Annotated in this window: 12 protein-coding genes, 5 pseudogenes and 1 other annotated feature; of the genes and pseudogenes, 4 read left to right on the top strand and 13 right to left on the bottom strand. The window is 45.4% G+C overall.

All coding sequences use genetic code 11. The features are described from left to right. A pseudogene (locus FU659_RS39300) lies at positions 1-167 on the top strand (IS4 family transposase); the annotation flags it as partial. A gap of 142 nt (positions 168-309) precedes the next feature. Here FU659_RS39300 and FU659_RS01700 read toward each other — a convergent pair. Then, on the bottom strand, positions 310-1,410 hold the full coding sequence (locus FU659_RS01700; protein WP_147945965.1) for an ABC transporter permease: 1,101 nt from the start codon (positions 1,408-1,410) through the stop codon (positions 310-312). Continuing rightward, positions 1,407-2,357: an ABC transporter ATP-binding protein gene (locus FU659_RS01705; RefSeq protein WP_147945966.1), complete on the bottom strand. Its 951-nt coding sequence runs from the start codon at positions 2,355-2,357 to the stop codon at positions 1,407-1,409. The genes FU659_RS01700 and FU659_RS01705 overlap by 4 nt, the downstream gene beginning before the upstream one ends. Positions 2,358-2,674: 317 nt before the next feature. Between FU659_RS01705 and FU659_RS01710 the strand changes: the two genes are divergently transcribed. Beyond that, positions 2,675-2,755, top strand: coding sequence for a zinc ribbon domain-containing protein (locus FU659_RS01710; RefSeq protein ID WP_187273856.1), 81 nt, complete (start codon positions 2,675-2,677; stop codon positions 2,753-2,755). Between the two features lie 508 nt (positions 2,756-3,263). Further along, positions 3,264-3,890, top strand: a complete 627-nt coding sequence (locus FU659_RS01715) for a C40 family peptidase (protein WP_147945967.1) — start codon at positions 3,264-3,266, stop codon at positions 3,888-3,890. A 60-nt stretch (positions 3,891-3,950) separates the two neighbouring features. Here the strand turns inward: FU659_RS01715 and FU659_RS01720 are convergent, their stop codons facing one another. Further along, positions 3,951-5,366, bottom strand: coding sequence for a glycoside hydrolase family 18 protein (locus FU659_RS01720; protein WP_147945968.1), 1,416 nt, complete (start codon positions 5,364-5,366; stop codon positions 3,951-3,953). Positions 5,367-5,538: 172 nt separating this feature from the next. Here FU659_RS01720 and FU659_RS01725 point away from each other — a divergent pair. Continuing rightward, positions 5,539-5,646, top strand: a pseudogene (locus FU659_RS01725) (helix-turn-helix domain-containing protein); the annotation flags it as partial. A 246-nt stretch (positions 5,647-5,892) separates the two neighbouring features. On the opposite strand, the gene FU659_RS01730 reads toward FU659_RS01725, so the two are convergent. The 10 genes and pseudogenes from FU659_RS01730 to ileS all read right to left on the bottom strand — a co-directional run bounded on the left by FU659_RS01730 (position 5,893) and on the right by ileS (position 16,183). After that, positions 5,893-6,348 (bottom strand): YhjD family protein, encoded by a 456-nt coding sequence (locus FU659_RS01730; RefSeq protein WP_147945969.1) that lies wholly within the window; start codon positions 6,346-6,348, stop codon positions 5,893-5,895. After that, entirely contained in the window at positions 6,345-7,595 is a 1,251-nt protein-coding gene (locus FU659_RS01735; protein WP_147945970.1) for a DNA polymerase IV, read from the bottom strand. Before FU659_RS01735 ends, FU659_RS01730 begins: the two co-directional genes overlap by 4 nt. Before the next feature lie 545 nt (positions 7,596-8,140). After that, a complete protein-coding gene (locus tag FU659_RS01740; protein ID WP_147945971.1) occupies positions 8,141-9,094 on the bottom strand; it encodes a Ger(x)C family spore germination protein in 954 nt (317 codons plus the stop codon). Beyond that, the gene (locus FU659_RS35040; protein WP_261807554.1) at positions 9,091-9,558 is read right to left on the bottom strand and encodes a hypothetical protein; all 468 of its coding nucleotides are present in this window, start codon (positions 9,556-9,558) and stop codon (positions 9,091-9,093) included. The genes FU659_RS01740 and FU659_RS35040 overlap by 4 nt, the downstream gene beginning before the upstream one ends. 34 nt (positions 9,559-9,592) lie before the next feature. Beyond that, a pseudogene (locus FU659_RS38665) lies at positions 9,593-10,153 on the bottom strand (GerAB/ArcD/ProY family transporter); the annotation flags it as partial. Next, entirely contained in the window at positions 10,150-10,587 is a 438-nt protein-coding gene (locus FU659_RS01750) for a spore germination protein (protein WP_147945973.1), read from the bottom strand. The pseudogene FU659_RS38665 and the gene FU659_RS01750, both read right to left, overlap by 4 nt. Next, entirely contained in the window at positions 10,515-11,492 is a 978-nt protein-coding gene (locus FU659_RS01755; RefSeq protein ID WP_147945974.1) for a spore germination protein, read from the bottom strand. Before FU659_RS01755 ends, FU659_RS01750 begins: the two co-directional genes overlap by 73 nt. A gap of 237 nt (positions 11,493-11,729) precedes the next feature. Further along, positions 11,730-12,607: pseudogene (locus tag FU659_RS01760) on the bottom strand (pentapeptide repeat-containing protein). 57 nt (positions 12,608-12,664) lie between these two features. Beyond that, a pseudogene (gene csaA / locus FU659_RS01765) lies at positions 12,665-12,981 on the bottom strand (chaperone CsaA). Positions 12,982-13,102: 121 nt separating this feature from the next. Next, on the bottom strand, positions 13,103-16,183 hold the full coding sequence (gene ileS, locus FU659_RS01770) for an isoleucine--tRNA ligase (RefSeq protein ID WP_147945975.1): 3,081 nt from the start codon (positions 16,181-16,183) through the stop codon (positions 13,103-13,105). A 69-nt stretch (positions 16,184-16,252) separates the two neighbouring features. Next, positions 16,253-16,509, bottom strand: a binding site (T-box leader). Positions 16,510-16,583: the final 74 nt, after the last annotated feature.

A 16,583-nucleotide genomic window follows, 5' to 3' on the forward strand; every position in this document is an offset into this window, starting at 1 on the left:
TGGATTACCAAACAGCGTTACAACAGCTCATGGTGTTATTTATTCAACTGACTCATGCAAAGACCAACCGCGAAAAGTCGTCGGTATTTTGTCAACTCCACGAGTGGATCTCCGGTTTGCCTTGTTATATCAAGGGTTTGTTTGGAGAATTAAGCTGCGAAAGTTGAGATAGTAAGCTATCGTCCTCGTTAGTTCAATGAAATGCTACATCCACTCCCTCGAAATGCCTTTAAGAGACATAGAGTGGAGCCCCCGATTGGGAATGTGGTTAGAAGTAATTGCCGTTATAATTGTATCCAGAATCATTCGTTACTCCCACTTGAATGTTAGGCTGGCGATAATGAAGGCTACAAGCATCCAGCCGCCAAGCAGCGCGGCTTCATACCACAGGTCGGCAAGCGAGGCTCCGACATTCATGATTTGGCGCAATGATGTGGACAGATGCGAGATCGGCAGCAACTTGACTACGGGCTGTAGCCAGTCAGGCATGTTCTTGATCGGAAAGAAGACGCCGCCTAGAAAAAGAAGTGGGAAGGAGACGAAGCCAGCAATCGGACCAGCACTTTCCGGCGTTTTGGCGAGCGCGGCGATGATAAAGCCTATCGACATGAACGTCAATGTCCCAAGTACGACGAACATTAGCAGCAGCACCCACGAACCATTCACCTGCGTTCCGAAAATCAAGCTGCCGATTAGCAGTACGATTATCGCCTGCGAACCGTTCAACAGCAGTCGGGCCGTGATTTGTGCCGCGATGAAGCTCCGCGGATGGAGAGGCGTACTCTGCAGACGCCGGAGAATACCCCGCTCGCGCCAAGATGCGATTTGGCCAGCGACGCCGTTCATATTGTTACTCATAATCATCATTGCGACTATGCCCGGGACAAGGAAGTCGATATACTTCAGGTTAAGGGATTGTACCGCCTGAGATTGAATCGTAATAACAGGCGTGTAACCTAAGATCTGCTTACTAATGCCGTCGACGATCTGAGACATGATAGGGAGCCCGATCTGATTAGTTGTTTGGCTCGTCTCATCGTAGTAAACAGTGAGTTTGGAACCCTGCATAGAAGCAGATTTAGCGCTTACAGCAGCTTCATAACCTTTGGGAACAGCGACGACGAGCTGCCGATCGCCGTGCTTAAGATCTTTCATCGCCGCGTCGAGATCGGTACTTTCGCTTAATTTTAAGATGGATAGCTGTTTCATGGAAGATAGAAGCACCTTTGACGCTGTCGTCTGGTCTTGGTCGATAACGGTGACGGAGAGCGATGTACTGTCCCCTTTTCCGAAGAATGAACCTAGCATCACCATGAAAAAAATCGGAAAAACAAGCGTCCAAAATAATACTTGCCGATTCCGCCCAAAAAGTCGTAACTGGGCTAAAGTCAATTGACGATACGCTTTCATTCTTCCCTCAAGCTCCTTCCCGTCATGTGGATGAACACGTCCTCGAGCGTTGCAGTGCGCGTTTGCAGATCGGAAACACGGATGTTCCGCTCAGCGGCTTGTTGTACAAAAGCGGTCAGCGCATTTTGCAAATGATCAGTGTACAACACAAACGTGTCTTTACGCTGGTCAACTTGCTTCACATCAGGCAATGACTGGACAAGCGTCAGCACTTCCTGCTTTTGTGTCTCATCTTCTCGAATCCGCTCCGGCAAGCGAAACTCGATGGCGCTGTCTGACTGCAGGCTGCGGACGAGCTGCTCCGGCGTGTCCAACGCAACGATTTCCCCTTTATCCATGAGGCAGATGCGGTCACAAAGCACATGAGCCTCTTCCATGTAGTGCGTTGAGATCACCACAGTCTTGCCGCGCTCCTTCAGGCGGAGCACGATATCCCACAACGTACGCCGGGCTTGAGGATCGAGTCCGGTTGTCGGCTCGTCCAGAAAAACCACCTTTGGATCATTCACGAGCGCCAGCGCAATGGCGAGTCGCTGTTTCTGACCGCCGGATAAGTTTTTGACGCGGTCATTCATTTTTTCGCGCAATATCATGTCGTCGAGCAGCGGCTCGATCGGCACTGTTCTTGGATAAAAGCTTGCGTACATACGAATGATCTCGTGAACGTGGAGCAGGTCGAACAGTGACGTCGATTGGAGCTGGACGCCGATGATTTCCTTGATCTTTTTCAAATCTTTTTTCGTATCGAAGCCTGCGACAAGTGCCCTCCCTTCGTCAGGTCGCCGCAGACCTTCGATCATTTCCATCGTTGTCGTCTTGCCCGCCCCGTTCGGCCCGAGCAGTCCGAACACTTCCCCTTCACGCACTTTGAAATGAATTCCATTCACCGCGATGAATTTCCCATACCGTTTGACTAGTCCGTCCACTTCTATGATGGCGTTGACCAAGGTTGAATCCTCCCTTTCGACATTCCTACTAATATTTTCTTGTGACACGATATAAACTGCGGTTATGTATGGTGTCGAGTATATGAATTCCTGGCTCCTTCATTCGATATTTGCGCTCTTGAAAAAACTGTCAGACTCTTCTCCTAGTAACTCCTATATTTTTCAGTTTCATCTTATTTTATATTCGCTAAATCAAGATAATTTCCTACCTGCGATAGTGAACTAAACTGCCGTTACTTGGACAAAAGAAAAAGGAGCTGCAGTTCATTCATGATGCAAGCTCCTCCAGCACAAGTTGCCGAATAAAAAAAGCAGCAATGACTGGTAAAGAGCTAAGCAAAATGTTCGACATTCAAAACAATCATTTTCTCTTTGTCTCTTGTGAAAACTGCGGCTAGCTATAGGTAGGTTTACAATCCGAATATACTTAAAAGTCACGCGGTCATTAGGAACCGTTTTAGATATTCTATTTGATTAAACTAAGAAAAGCCCATTCAATTGGGTTTATCTTAGTTTACTTCTTACTTCAATTTTTGTACTCCAAGGCATTTCCCCTTCCCTAACCGCGGATCAATTGGAGTATTGATTTTGACGCTCCACTCCCCTTTACTATCAGTTATACCATTTTCAATGATCTTGCCGTCGCGTCAATAACAATCAGACGCGCATTAGGTATAGGTTTAAATGATTCTGTACTTGGAGCGTTTAATGCAAGTATTTCTTGGATTTCCATGCTTATCCTCCTTCGTGAATCGGAATGCCGATACTAGGATTTCCAACCCGATATTTTTCATCCGCTAGGGACATCCATAATTTACCCGTATTCTCTAGCATTCCGAATCTGCTAGACTAAAGGCGGTGCAAGAAAGAGCTTTCAGACTAACGAAATCTTTTAGGAGGTAACGAATGAAAAAGGTTATTCTTACATCAGTGATAGCGGCAAGCTGTTTATTTGGGGGGATCGCTTATGCAACGCCATCCAATTCTTACTTAGCCACGGATGCAGATACATTTTGGACCATTTCTCAAAAATTCAACGTCAATCTTGCAGCTCTCATGGCAGCCAATCCTCAAGTTGATCCGAATAATATTTATAGTGGTGTCGTTATTCAGCTTCCTGCTGCCGCTTCGCAAAAGCAAAGCTGGGAGGCAAAGGCGGACACGATCATTGCAACAGGTATGAAACAGCTCGGCACACCTTATATTTTTGGTGGAAGTACGCCCGGCGTCGCTTTTGACTGCTCCGGCTTTGTGCAATACGCCTTCAATCAAAACGGGTTCAATCTCCTTCATTCCGCAGCGTTAATGAGTCAGATGGGTACGCCCGTTAATAAAAACGAGCTTCGTAAAGGAGACCTTGTTTTCCTGGAAGGAACCTATACTAGCGGTGTCTCCCATGTAGCGATTTATCTTGGAGATAACAAAATCCTTCAAGCCGGCACCATCGGAACGAGAGAAGTCAAAGTGAGTACGTTATTTGGCACCCCCTATTACGATTCGCACTATTGGGGAGCTCGCCGTCTCATTCAATAAGTATTAGCAACCAAACAACCCTTCCATGTAAATTGGATAAGGGTTGTTTTCACATATGCGTCATATGAGCTTGCGAACTTGAAAATTATCTTCGAGCAACACCCAATTTTGCGGGAACGGATAACCCAGCACCCAATAACTGACTCCTCTCAAGTTATAGGACTTAACGAGGTCGAATTTGGCCTGAGCACTTCTTGCATCCTCAAACCAGACTTCATGTGTTCGCTGCTTATCATCGACATATCGATAGTATGGGGTCTCGGACACGGGATCGTACTTGATTTCCGCTCCATGCCTGATCGCGCGACGCACGGCTTCCTGCATACTGAACGTTTCAGCCTGCTGACCTTTTACATGTGGAAGCAGCCAATCGCGTGCGTAAAGCTGGAAACCCATAAATATTTTATTTCTCGGGATGACCGTGACTGCGTAGTCGAGAACGCGCCGTATTTCGTTGATAGGCGAAATGGCCTGCGGAGGACCGAACCGGTATCCCCACTCATACGTCATGAGGACGACAAAGTCCACAATGTCTCCATGCGCAGCATAATCGTGGGCTTCGTAAAGCAGCCCCTTTTGTTCAGAGCTGGTTTTGGGGGCAAGCGCGGATGAGACGAAAAATCCTTTCTCATGCAGCCTGCGGACAGCCAGTCGAAGAAATTGATTATAGGACTCACGGTCGCTTGGATACACGTTCTCAAAATCAACATTTAAACCGCGATAACCTTTGGTTTCCATGATCGTTAAGATGTTGGTCACAAGCTTATTTTGCAATTCAGGGCTGGACAAAATGGTATGAGCCAGCTTAGACCCGGCTTCCGTAGCGGAAAAGTTGGTGATCGACATGACCGGTACAACATGTTCTTCGTAAGCAGCTGCAATAAGTGCCTGATCATCTGCCGGTTCCAGGCTCCCATCATCCTTCATGCGGTACCCAAAGGGACATACGTAAGTTAGATGCACGCCGTCCTGCCGAATTTGTTTGGCAGCTGTTTCTCCGAATACGTTGGTATAACCATTGACATCGATGGTCTTCTTCTGCTTTTCCGGGATTTTTAAGGTTTGACCTGGATAAATAAGACTAAGATTCGTAATCCCATTGGCTTGTGAAATGGCTTGCATGGAAATGCCGTAGCGGTGAGCAATCGCCCAAAGAGACTCGCCCGGCCGTACGGTATGATACAAAACCGGAATCACTAATACTTGACCAGGCGTAAGTTGCGCGACATCGGAAATTGAATTTGCCCGAGCAAGGGCCTCTACGCTTATGCCATAACGGCCGGCAATCGTCCCCAGAGTGTCTCCTGACCGCACCACATATTCGAGATAAGGCTCCGGAATAAGCAACGCCAAACCGATAACTAAATGATTGGGATCCTCGAGCGCGTTAACTTCAATAATCCGATTGATATGAACACCATACCGCTTAGAAATCAGCCAAAGATTTTCTCCTCTTTGCACAACATGGATTTGCACGAATTTACCTCGCTCTCGCTTAAACTTTATAGATACATTATTCCGCTAATGTCTATAGCGATCTAGGCGAATGTCCATTATTATGCTCAGAGCCCTTTTACCGCTAATTCAAATTAAGCAATAGAGGTGCCATTCAAAAAGCGGTTCTATAAGTAGTTTTAATTATTAGGTAAAAAATAGAGGATTAACCCAAGAACAACTCGGTGAGCTCGTTGCGCTCCCTCAGTCCTACATTGGTGGTATTGAGCGCGGTGAAAAGAATATCTCATTAGAAACCCTCTTTTAGTGGTTATGACCTAAAATTTGCAGTATGAGAGATCGAAATTATTAGATTCCACATATCTCTTAATTAAACAATGTTCGGATAAAGAACTAGCTTTAATTAAAAAGTTAGTGGATGTTGTAATTACAGAGGTTCGGTCTAAAAGCAATTAAAAATTAACCAGTGAAGCTAAAAACGAGTGTAACTCAGGATTTGTGAGATCCTAGAGAGCACTCGTTTTTCTTTAATATGTGCCCAATAACTTTATTTCAAAAACTCCGAATACTTCCCTAAACGTTTCATAAGCTCTGCCCGAGCAACATCTCTAATCAAAACAAATTTGTCCTCGTAGCCGCGGCAGATGTATTTGTACCGCAAATTCGAGTCTATCATCTCATCTTCAAACACCTTTATATTTCGTTCTTTCAATAGCTTCCGCACTGCTTGCAGGTCGTTTGTTATGAAGTTTTGAATGATATTTGCCGCCTTAACAAAAATTGTTCTCATGGAGTAGGAGGTTCTTTCTATTTCCTGTTTATTCTTTTCGACTATTGAAAGCAACATTGGGAGCAAAACGAAATCCCGAATCGCTTCCAATTCCTCTTTCGTAGGCATTGTAGTTTGGGTTTGCTGTTGGTGTCTCTGCTGAAGTGCAGCACTATGTTCTGGTGACATGAACTTCGTGCTCCATCTACCGTTTCCATCAAGTAGTTTGCTCAAGCATAATGTCCCCCTATCATAATCGCTCTTTCTTTGGCTTGTGCAGTTTCTAGCAGTGAAGAAGCTCTAATAACTGCTGCACTGCCAAATCTGTCCTTAATAATATCCTGAGCCTTAGCGAGCCTAAGATTTCTTTCGATATCTTCGAATAGATCGAGCTGATACGTGCTATCATCTGTCAATTCTGAGAGGTCTATGGCTAGGTGTGTGAGGGGGTCTCCGTTCCAATGCTTCTGAAACAACTCACGTGCTGCTGAAACAACATGATGCTCTAAACAAGTTGGCGAGGGGACAGTCATCTGTCTCGAAAAGCCATTCGTCATCGTACCAGCAGCAACTGTCACTACACACCCCATGCTGTTGTACCGTCGGCTTGTTCGGCATACTTCAATCACTAATTCAATCATTAACGGCTCGATGTCCTCCATTGTTTGGTATTTGGTTGACTGTACCGTTCTGCCTCGAGTAATCGATTGCGGCTTCGCGAAGGCTCTTGCAACGACCGGGCTGGGATCAATTCCACGCGCTGTTTGCCAATAATATTCTGCTTTGATGTCGCTTTGTCGTCCCATCCTAATCCGCATGCGCCGCTTGAATTCTCCAAGCTCTAGCCGCGCTATATCACCGATAGTATTCAATCCCATTTTTACAAAGTGGACAGTCATCCGAGACCCAACCATGTACATTTGTGAGACAGGTAACGGCCATAATATGGACTCAACCTGATTTACTGGCAATTCGAAAATGCCACTTTCGCTCTTCTTCGCGAAATTGTCTGTTGCCATCTTGGCAAGCACTTTGGTTGAAGATATACCGGCACGAATCCAAACACCAGTAGAAAGCATAACTTTTGTTTGCATCTGGCGTGCAATTTCTTCTGGTGATCCGAAAAGCGATATTGAACCTGTCACGTCAATAAATTGCTCGTCAATGCTCCACGGCTCAACCAAGTCGGTAAAGGTTTCATAAATTTCCGTGATAAGTGTAGAGACATCAATGTAGGTCTTCATTCTTGGTCGGACTATAGTAAGATCTGGGCAAACAGCAAGAGCTTCAAAATTTCGCATCGCAGTTGACACGCCATAAGATTTCGCAATGGGACAAGCAGCTAATACAATACCGTTCTTACGGGCAGGGTCGCCAACCGCAATGGGTTTATTGCAAAGCTCTGGATGCGCTGCTTTCTCCACACTGGCATAAAAACTCTGACAATCGACCAGAAAGATAACTTTTTGATCAGATAGCATAGTGCTTCACTCGCTGCAATGCCTTTATCTGTTGTTTTGTCATTAGTCTCTTAGAGTATAATGGCATTTTGGCCAGCCCCTCTAACCATATGAATTTTGATTAATTATTTTGTATTGGTAATCTGAAGACAACATCTTCGAACCGACACCAAGCATTTTATGAACCGGCTCCCCCACAAGCATACGAATTGAATATGTCATATGCATGACCAGCGAATTCATTTCTGTACGCCTTGATGACTTGACTATCCTCTTCGGCTTGGATTGTTGCTTTCATACTCACCCTTACATCGCAATAATACGAACATATATTCTCTTTGTTTATTATATACCGAACATGTATTCGTTATGCAAGTGGTTTTTTCTGGATACTGTGAAGAAGAACCCGGCCTCTGGCCAGGTTCTTGTATAACGTTATTCCTCTGGTTTTTTTAATTTATTGGGCGCCTTTAAATAAATACTGCTAAGTATTTTTACATCGACGGTAATTTCATGCTTCATCTCGGGAAAGAACTGTTGTTTCCAATCTTTCAACTGCTCCTTTGTCATCTTTTTCGAAAAAGTTGTCCAATGCCAAGCACGTCTGCCTTGTCTTTTTGAAGCTCCTTCATTAAATTCTGCGCTCGTTTCTCTATTATTTCTTTGAGCATGGCTGCAATTTTTTCTTCAGATTCATCATTTTTATTCTCCGAGATGACCACATTCAATTTAATTTGACTCTTCATTCGGGGACCGGACGCAGTCCAATCGACGTGGCGGCGTATGCTCGCCTTCTTAATAAGAACGCTGCTGTAATCGGAAACCTCAATCGTGCCTCCTGTATACTTTCCTCGAAAAACATTGTATACCAATACTTCCTCCGAGGAAATTTCGCCTACCATCCTATCTTTACTCATGATCGCGGAGCCTTCAAATTTATACAGGGTATCCGTTCCTTTACTGAGAATCGGAACCGACATATCTTGGGTATAAGAATTGATATCCCGATAAGCTTCCCATAAACGCAGTATCGTGTTATTGGGGGTCCAGCCAGCTTCCTCGCTGAAAAAATCATAGGATGAAAGCTCCGGATTGGCTTGTACATGGTGATGAATAACCTCTGCAAAATCTCCTCTAACAATCCCCAGCAACCCTTTAATCGAAATATCGTTAGCCTGCACCGAGTAATCGATAATATCGCTAATACCTTCTTTTATGGTTTTTTCACAAATAAGAAAGAGTCGAATATGCAGGAGATCAATACTCTTTTCAGCTTTCGAGCGAATATTGTCAATCGCATTGTTAATCGTCGCGGAGCTGCTCTCTAAATATTGGGAGCCTTTCTTTTCCGGGCTCGGAATTTGTAAAATAACGCGATAAGTCTGATCTTTCTCCTTGCAGATGCCCATAACGACGGGCATGAGTCGCTTATTAATATCTTTCGTATCCCAACAACCAGTAAGGAGCGCGCTTATGCTGCACATAAGCAGGACAACCGCTATAAATGAACGACGAATCAAGCAGGATTCCTCCTATACTTCAAACTCATGATCAGTACAGCAAGCGGTATAACACTAATGCTATAGAAACAAAAAGAGGTATTGAAGGCAACTAGCTTTTCCAGCATGTCAATGCTGGAAATGTAGCAGCTAAAGCTATAGGATAAGATACCGATGATGAGGACAACCCAGCCTCTCTTATTTTTAAAAAAAAGCTTTTCGAGCAAGGTAGTCATCATCCAAAAAGACATCGCAGCCTCCACCATTGATATAGCGATCATCGCAATGACAAAAAAAGTAGGCAGCCAATCAAAAACAACCCACTCAATGTCTACAGTATCTGAAGTCATTACATTGGGATAACGAAAATAAATAATAGATTCCTGACCAAAAATGAACATCGGCACGTAAACGGAAGATAAGGCAAAAATAAAAAGGATGGATAATAGAGGGATGATTTGACGCAGCGGCAGCTTCTGCTTCAAACTTAACCATACCTAGAAATATGAACCCGGTATTCGCAAAAAAAGCGGAATAAAACATAGGCCTCTTAAAGAAACTCAGCTGAGTATCATACCAGGGGAAGACATTATTAAAATCGAAATTGTTCATAGCGCTTATCAATGAAAATACAATCATGGGCAGCACACAAATGAATAACATGATGCCTCCTCTTGAAATTGCCGCCAAGCCTTTCCACGCTATATAGAGGGGAATTGCATAGAGGAGTAAAATGAAGTACATAGGGGTTTTAGGCAGCAGAAGGACGTTAACCGATTCAAACTCATAGCGGTGGATGAGGTTGAAGTTCAAAAACAAGTAGATAATCAAAGGAATGAGCAGAAGTCGAGCCAGCCATTTCCCGGATACTTGATTAAAAATGTCAACAATATCCTCGCCGGGGAAAACCGAAAGCCCCTTCAGATACACCCATATGCACGTGAATTCCGTAAGAAAGCCAACTAGTATAGGCTCCCAATGACCTTTGGACGTAGCCTCAATCATTTTTACGGGATATACGTAAAAATACAACGAGATATGGACAATTACAAACATAGTTAAAACAGATTTATTCGTCATTTGGATTTTCCTCTTTTTGTGGAGAGACTCAAATATGGCACCTCAAAGGTTGAAATGGTTCCGAGATAAAAACAAAATAATACGACGGAGGACATGAGACCCAGTATGCCATACAAAGCACTAAGCAGGATAACGACATACTTATACAGCCGTATGGAAACTGTATTCATGTAAGTTCCCATCGTAAAATGCGCTATCGTTGAGCCGGCTACGACGATAATTAAAAAGTAACTGACTAACCTAGCTTGAACGACGGCTTGGCCAAGAATAATACCGCCGATCATGGTAATGGTTGGACCAATGCTCTTCGGAAGCCGAATGCTTGCCTCTATGACCATTTCAATAATGAACAGCATAAGCATCAATTCAACGAGAACAGGATAAGGAACACCCTCCCTCGAGTTTGTGATCGATACCGCCAGCTGGATACGCAAAGCTCAGGATTGACCGAATTGAGAACGACATAAAGCCCCGGCATAGTAACAGCTACGATTAAGCTCGTTATGCGAATAACCCGGTATAAATACATAAATAGAGGAAGTTGATCCTTATCCGTTTTGACCTCCCAGAAGTCCGATACAATGGAAGGAAACGAGAGCGAAAACGGAAAATGGTCCAAAAAGATGACCACTCTGCCGTCCATCAGATTATGCTTGGTTGTCGAAGGAAGCTCTGAAGTCAAATAGGTAGGAACGAGGCTGAAACTAGGCTGCTTTAGAACTTTCAGCAATTCTTGAATATTGGATACTTCCATCATGCTGTTTTCAATCAAGCAATCATTAATAAGTTCAACGACCTTCGGATCGGCCTGTCCTTCTACATAGAGAACTGCCACTTCACGAGGGACCTTCGTTCCTACAGTATGGTTTTGTATAATTAAATCCCTTGTTCTCATTTTTCTGCGAATGAGACTTAAATTCAAATTCATATCTTCGGTGAAGGCGTCCAGCGCTGTTTGAATCGGATTTTCAGTCTGGGCTTCCGTGACACTTCGACTTGTGCTAATCGGAGAGGGATTAATGATGATGTTCTCATATCCCTCTTCCGGAAAAATAATCAACATACCTAGTAGTATGGAATTAACGATCTCGGTTAAGGATTGATCCACTCTTGATAAATGGGAGGCTACGAGCTGCTCGATTGGATTAGCGTCGGCATGGATATGAGACAGCTTGGCCACCAGCATGTCTTCTGTACTTTCATAATCAACTAATGTCTGTAAGTAGCAAACGTGTACGGTTGTATGAAAAAACTTGGCTTCCATATACACAAAATCGGAGGTGTTTTCAAACATATGGCTAATATATTCCTGTTTTTCCAATCTGCTCACGGTTTCCATATCTCATCTCGCCTTTTACATGTTAATTTTCCCTGCGGATTTCCCCTTCTTACTATCCGCCATAATGGCTTAAATTAATCTGAAATAACAAAAAAAGACACAGGGCATTTCGCCCCGCATCTCTCGTGTCTCCACCTGCTTTTCCCCTTCAATAGCCACCTGCGTCACAATTTTCTTTGGTCCTGTCTCTTGATTATGTTGAAAATATCCAAGTTCCCCTAGGTGTATGCTCCCCCTCTATGCTCCGAAAATAGACCAGTGCGTTGGACGAGTGAACGACGGCGGCAGCTTGGTGTCGGCATCGCCCTTCGCCGCGTTGAGCTGAGCTTGGGTGAGAAAGATACTCTCGGTAAGATCGGCTCCTCGGAGATCAGCATCTCGGAAATCAGCCCCGATGAGGTCAGTTCCTCGAAGGTCGGCTCCTCGAAGATCAGCAGCAATCAGATAGGCTCCTCTCAAGCTGGCGCCTCGGAAATCAGCTCCTCGAAGATTAGCGCCGATGAGGTCGGCTCCTCGGCTGGGGATCTTCGGACGCCTGAGGCGGTCTTCTGCGGGCGACGGACCTCGGCTCGCACCAGTTCGCTGGTCCGCAGGAGCAGCGCATTGACTTCGGCTCGGTGTGCCGCAACGTCCAGTTTCATGAGATCGTCCGGACTGAGGTCCGTGAGACGTTCTGTCTCGTCCAGGGCGAAGCTAAGCTCACCATGGATCGAATGGGCCGGCTGCAGCGTCAGCGCTTCGATCAGATACCAGAGCAGCTCATGGAGTTGACGCATGATCGGAAGCACCTCGAACATTGGCTTCGCAGATTCCGGGTCCTGCCGCCAGTCTTGTCCGCCGAAGGTGACTTGGGAAACCTTTTGCCCCGCACCGAAGCAGTCATAAACCGTGCAACCTCGAAAGCCCAACTGCCTAAGGCTTGTGTGAACGCCGCAGCGGAAGTCCGATTGCAGGTTGCGGCAGGGCTGCCCAGCATCTTTGTCGATCGCGAAGTCAACAGAAGCGGCGAAGGGCAGCGCAACACAGCACAAGCCGAAGCAGTTCTCGCAGTCTGCTCCCAGACTGTCCCGACTCCTGTCAGCGGAGGGTCCTGAATACTCGGACTGCTCAGACAATTCGCCCCCCTCCTTTCGTTTACCATTTCTTATGGATTAAACCTATTTCATTCGATCTTAGGCAATCGGTGTACCATTTTCTACAGGTTCATCTGGCTTTAAAAGCACCACATCGCCTTCTTCTGGCGTTCCACCGATGACCAACACCTCAGATTTAAAACCTGCGATCCGTCTAACAGGAAAGTTTACTACCGCGATGACTTGACGTCCGATCAGTTGCTCTGGTTCGTATCTTTGTGTTGATTTGAGCTGATGACCGTTTAATCCCCAGCTCACCAAAATCAATCTCTAATTTTATAGCGGGTTTTCGCGCTTCTGGAAAAAGGCTCTGCTTTAATTACAGTACCAACACGGATATCAAATTTCAAAAAAATCCTCCATCGTCACCACAATTATCGCCTCCATTGTTTAAAATCATTGTTGATTCTACGATATCATCCTAATAAATGATAGATTAAAAATAATTGAAACCATTCTTTCCGTTGCAAATGACTGCTACTTGATAAGCAAACGGATGGTTTTGTCCCCGAAAGAAACGGCTTCCATACCCGCCTCTTTCCCATATTTGACACTGGCAAGGAGGACGTTGTCCTGCAGCACATGATGAAACCGTTCCAACGCTTCTTGGAGCGCTGCATCGACATCGAGAACAAGGTGAATACGTTTATCAATCGGCAGCTCCAGCTTTTTACGATAATCCTGCACCGCACGTATGATTTCTCTCACAAAGCCTTCTTGTTCCAAAGCTTCTGTTAGGGCTGTATTTAAGGCAACGGTAATCTGGTTGCCGGAAGCGGAGGCGAACCCAACTTTGGCTTGTCTTTCCACAAGCAGCTCATCCAGCGTGATCCGAAGCTCCTGTCCCTCGATGATTACTTCTAAAAAGCCATGATCGACTGCGTGCTTCGTTTCTAGCGCAGACAACTGCTTGAAATGGTTTTGCAAAGGACCGACGAATTTGCCGTATTTTTTGCCTGCCACCTTCAGATTCAGCTTCACATTGAAGTCAACAAGACCGCTATCGCTTTGTTCTACACGAATTTCTTTGACATTGATTTCGTCTTTAATGATGTCCTCGAATCGACTGAGATTGAAATCCCTTTCTAGCGAAACGATTAGCTCGGAAAGAGGTTGGCGGGTCTTGATACCCGTTTCATTCCGAATATTTCGAGCCAGCTCCACGATTTGCCGTGCGGTTTCCATATCACTCTCGAGCGTGCTGTCGATTGCCGACTGGCTCGCCCTTGGATAATCCGCCAAATGCACACTTCCTTCGCCACCGAGGTTACCGTATATGTCTTCGGCAATGAGTGGCGCGTAGGGAGCTATCATTCGCGAAAGCGTCAGCAGCACCTCACGCAATGTTTGGTACGCCGATAACTTATCAACGGTCATTTCACTGCCCCAGAAACGGTCGCGTGAGCGGCGAATGTACCAGTTGCTCAGCTCGTCGACAAACATTTCAATTTGCTTGGCTGGGTTCAGGAAATCGTTAATTTCCAAGCCCTTAGCTACCTTTTCCAACGTGCTGTTCAATCTGGATAAGATCCAGAGATCCAGTTCATTGGTGCACGTTTGAGGCAGATGGTCTTCGTGCTTATAGTGATCGATCGTTGCATACAAGGCATAAAAAGCATGTGTGTTATTGATCGTATCAATCAATTTGGATTTCGCTTCGGCTACGATTTGCTTAGAGAAGCGCTTGCTGTTCCACGGTGCGCTATCTGACAGCAGGGCCCATCGAAACGCATCCGTGCCAAACTCATCGATGATCTCCCAAGGATCAATGCCGTTGCCTTTGCTCTTGGACATCTTTTGCCCGTTTTCGTCCAAGACATGCCCAGTAGAAAGAACGGATTTGTACGGCGATTTGCCGTTATACAACGTCGAAACAGCTAGTAAGCTGAAGAACCAGCCTCTTGTTTGGTCAATACCTTCACAGATCATATCCGCGGGATACTGCTCATTGAACTGCGTCTCATCTCCGAACGGATGATGATACTGCGCAAAAGGCATAGAACCGCTGTCGAACCAGACGTCAATCACTTCCGGAGTTCTATGCATAACACCTCCGCAAGAGCAGCGCAGCTTCACTCCATCCACATAGGGCTTGTGCAGCTCCAGGTTCTCATCAATGGGATCTATCGATTTTCCCCGCAAATCTTGGTGGCTTCCCGGTGCGTATTCGGATCCGCAATCCCCACATAACCAAACGTTAAGCGGGGTACCCCAATAACGATTGCGGCTGATGTTCCAATCGACAAGCTCTTCAAGGAACTTGCCGAAGCGCCCTTCACGGAGATGGGCAGGATACCAATCGATTTTACTGTTGTTTTCGATCAGTTGCTCTTTGATCGCCGTCGTTTTGATAAACCAGCTTTCCATCGCATAATAGAGCAGCGGGGATTTACAACGCCAGCAGAAAGGGTAACTATGCTCATAGCGCTCTTTGGAAAAGAGCAGGCCACGCTCAGCCAGGTATTTCACGATATCAATATCACAATCTTTGACAAAACGTCCCGCGAAGTCAGTGATCTGTTCATTGTAACGACCGGCAAGATTAACTACATTCACAAAATCTAGTTCATGTTGACGAGATGTTCGATAGTCATCTTCTCCGTGCGCGGGAGCGATATGAACGATACCCGTACCACTCGTATCCATGACATAATCAGCATCTACAACGAGATGTCCTTTGTTTGCGCTTATATAGCCAAAAGGAGGCTCATAGGAAGTCCCAACGAATTCCGATCCTTTATGCACGGATACAATTTCGTAGTCTTCTTTAAATACTTTTTCTGCAAGGTTTTGCGCAACGATATATACATCGCCGTTTTGTTTGACTTTCACATAGTCCAGGTCCTTATTTACGGCCAACGCAATGTTGGCAGGCAGTGTCCACGGCGTAGTCGTCCAAGCCAAAAAGATCTCGTGTCCGTTTTTACTTTTAAACTTCACAGTGGCACTTAAATCCTTGACGTCTTCATAGCCTTGCGCCACTTCGTGTGAGCTTAGCGTCGTTTGGCAATCCGGACAATAAGGACTGACACGGTGTCCCTTGTATAACAATCCTTTGTTATGGATGGTGGATAAAATATGCCACACACTCTCGATATAGTGATTATCCAGCGTTACGTACGGGTTATCCATATCGGTCCAGTAGGCAATCGCTTCTGTCAGTTCACGCCACTGTTTTTCGTATTCGAAGACGCTGCTTTTGCATTTCTCAACGAATTCCGCTACGCCATATTCTTCGATTTCTTGTTTGCTGGAAATACCAAGCTGCTTTTGCACGCCAAGCTCGACAGGCAGGCCGTGCGTATCCCAGCCCGCTTTACGGATGACCCGGTAGCCGGACATCGTTTTATAACGACAGATGAAATCTTTCACTACTCGACCAAGCACGTGCCCGATATGGGGCGATCCGTTTGCCGTCGGCGGTCCTTCATAAAAAACGAAGTTCGTTTTTCCTTTGCGATTTTCGATAGATTGGCGGAATGTATCGTTCTGTTTCCACTGCTCCAGAACGCGCAGTTCGCGGGCTCTCGCTTTTTCTTTCACATCAACTTTTCTCATGGGTAACTTACGCTCCTCTAATTAAATGACTGGTAAAACGTTGTTATCAAACGCAAAAAATCCCGCCCCGTAAGGGACGAGATTCATCTCGCGATACCACCCTAGTTCCACAGTGATCATAACGAGTATGATCCTTGCAGCTCCTCATTCTGCGTACGAATATACGCGGCCCTTGTAACGGCGGGATCCCGGGTCAGCTTACTGTTCCTTCAGCTTTCCTTCTCGGAGGGGATTTTCGGCTAATTCTTGCATATTGGCTTTCAGCTCAAGGCCAACTCTCTGGAAAACAAGGGGATTAGCTTACTCGTTCTCGTCAATGAATTTGGATTTATCAAGAACATTCAATTTATTTATTTTTACACCAACTTTACTAGAATGTCAACTTGACTTTATAGGGAAC

It is taken from the genome of Paenibacillus sp. N3.4, assembly GCF_008017805.1.
GTDB lineage: Bacteria > Bacillota > Bacilli > Paenibacillales > NBRC-103111 > Paenibacillus_E.

Excerpts from the sequence above, each read along its gene's own strand:
- FU659_RS01700 (WP_147945965.1), bottom strand. The coding sequence starts at position 1,410 with ATGAAAGCGTATCGTCAATTGACTTTAGCCCAGTTACGACTTTTTGGG.
- FU659_RS01710 (WP_187273856.1), top strand. The coding sequence starts at position 2,675 with ATGACTGGTAAAGAGCTAAGCAAAATGTTCGACATTCAAAACAATCAT.
- FU659_RS01715 (WP_147945967.1), top strand. The coding sequence starts at position 3,264 with ATGAAAAAGGTTATTCTTACATCAGTGATAGCGGCAAGCTGTTTATTT.
- FU659_RS01735 (WP_147945970.1), bottom strand. The coding sequence starts at position 7,595 with ATGCTATCTGATCAAAAAGTTATCTTTCTGGTCGATTGTCAGAGTTTT.
- FU659_RS01755 (WP_147945974.1), bottom strand. The coding sequence starts at position 11,492 with ATGGAAACCGTGAGCAGATTGGAAAAACAGGAATATATTAGCCATATG.
- ileS (WP_147945975.1), bottom strand. The coding sequence starts at position 16,183 with ATGAGAAAAGTTGATGTGAAAGAAAAAGCGAGAGCCCGCGAACTGCGC.